At 60.9% G+C, this 2140-nt stretch carries 2 protein-coding genes; both read left to right on the plus strand.

Translation table 11 applies throughout. The features are described from left to right. On the plus strand, positions 1 to 739 hold a 739-nt coding region (tfpZ, locus tag AC1DWI_RS20650), incomplete at its 5' end, for a TfpX/TfpZ family type IV pilin accessory protein (RefSeq protein WP_477725626.1). 13 nt (positions 740 to 752) lie between these two features. Further along, positions 753 to 2140, plus strand: a 1388-nt coding sequence (locus AC1DWI_RS20655) for a M48 family metalloprotease (RefSeq protein WP_477725627.1), incomplete at its 3' end; no start/stop codon positions are given.

A 2140-nucleotide genomic window follows, 5' to 3' on the forward strand; every position in this document is an offset into this window, starting at 1 on the left:
TTCTGGCATTCATTTAGGCATTAGCCTGGCAGTAGCCCTGTGCGCGGCGTTGCTGGTTTTTATCATTTGGTATCCCTATCCCTATCGTGAGATATCCGGGGGGCGCGAGCTCTTCCTGTTGGTCATTACGGTGGATGTGATCATGGGGCCGTTGATGACCCTTGCCATATTCAACATCGCCAAGCCGAGCAAAGTGTTGCGCCTCGATCTGTGCGTGATCGGGCTCTTGCAGCTGGCCGCGCTCGCTTATGGTGTCTGGACGGTTGCAGTGGCCCGTCCCGTGCATCTGGTTTTTGAACTCGACCGTTTTCGGGTGGTTCATGCCATTGAAGTTGACCCGGGGCTTCTTTCTCTTGCGCCTGAAAGACTGCGGCAACTGCCGTTGACCGGGCCGACACTGTTGTCAGTGCGGGAGTTCAAGGACGCCAAGGAAAGCTTCGACGCAACCATGGCGGCGCTGGACGGCGTGCCTCTGGGGGCTCGTCCCGATTTATGGCAAAGCTATGAAACGGCCAAGCCCCAGATCCTGAGACAGGCCAAGCCTCTTGCAGAACTCAAGAACCGTTTTCCGGCACAGGTTGTTAATATCGATAACGCATTGGCATCAGCGTTGGCATCGGGTCGCAAGAGCAGCGATATTGGCTATATCCCGATGATCGGGCGCAAGACTTTCTGGACTGTTCTCATCGACACCAAAACGGCAGAGGTAATTGCATTTGTACCCATTGACTCCTTCTAGGCGAACTGTGTCCGTGAAGCCGCGTCCGGCCCTGAACCGCCTTGCCCTGGCCTGCATTGTGTTCATGGCTTTGGGCGGTTCCTCGCTGGCTCAGGCGCCCGTCGGTACGACCGGAGGCTCGACGGGTTCATTGCCATCGCTGGGTGAAACTTCCGACCTCGCAGCGGCAGCAGAGCGCCGTATCGGAGACCGCATCGCCGTCAGCATCTACCGCGACCCTGACTACATTGATGATCCGGTGCTCGGCGATTACCTCCAGAGTATCTGGTTGCCGCTGGTGGCCGCCGCAAGGGCCCGGGGCGAGCTCAATGCCGAACTTGAAGAGCGTTTTGCCTGGCAGGTTTTCCTGATCCGGGACCGCAGCATCAATGCCTTTGCATTGCCCGGGGGCTACTTTGGCGTGCACCTGGGCCTGCTGGCCGCGGTGAGCAGTTCCGATGAGGTGGCCGCAGTGATGGGTCATGAACTCAGTCATGTGACCCAGCGGCATATTGCGCGCATGCTGACGCAGCAGTCGCGCCAGACCCCCTGGATGATTGCCGCCATGATTCTTGGCGTGCTGGCTGCCGGGAAGAGCAGCAATGCCGGCAGCGCCGCCGTGGTCGGCGGGCAGGCGGTCGCGATGCAGAACCAGCTCAACTTTTCCAGGGACATGGAGCGGGAGGCCGATCGCGTGGGTTTCGGGGTCATGACCGATGCGGGTTTTGAAAGCCGTGGTGTTTCGGCCATGTTCGAAAAGCTGCAGCAGGCCTCGCGCCTGAACGACAACGGCTCCTTTCCCTATTTGAGATCCCATCCGCTGACGACCGAGCGAATTGCCGAAGCGCGGGCGCGCGTGCAACTGTCTTCAGCGGACGCGGCAAAACCCTCGCGCGAAAAAGAAACCGAGGCCGGCAGGGCCCGCGTGTTACACGCCATGATGGCATCGCGGGCACGCATCCTGGCAGCCCCGGGGGTTGATGCGCTGCGCTCCATGGTGGCGGAGGCCCAGCGCCAGACCGGCCCTGTTGCCGCACTGCAACCGCTTCCCACGGCCGACAATGTGCGTGATGCTGGAGTTTTGTATGGTGGCGCTTTTGCGGCGGCCCGGCTGCGCGACTTCACCACGGCGAAGGGCTTGCTGGAACGGTTGAAACCGCTTGCTGTGGGTGCGCCGCATGCCGCCAATGCGGTGGATCTGCTGGCCGTTGAAATTGACTTGATGGCCGGCTTGGTTCCCCCGACAGCGGCATCTGCTGACATTTCCAGGGCGACATCTCGCGCTGAGGTACTGCTGCAGTCCCAGTCGTTGATGGCCGCGAACCGTGCGCAGGACGTTTCGGGCCGGCTACAAAGCTGGGTGACGCTGCATCCCAAGGACGCGATGGCCTGGCAGCTGCTTGCGGTCGCGTACGGCAAGCA

This window comes from Polaromonas sp. P3_C2, from assembly GCF_056402675.1.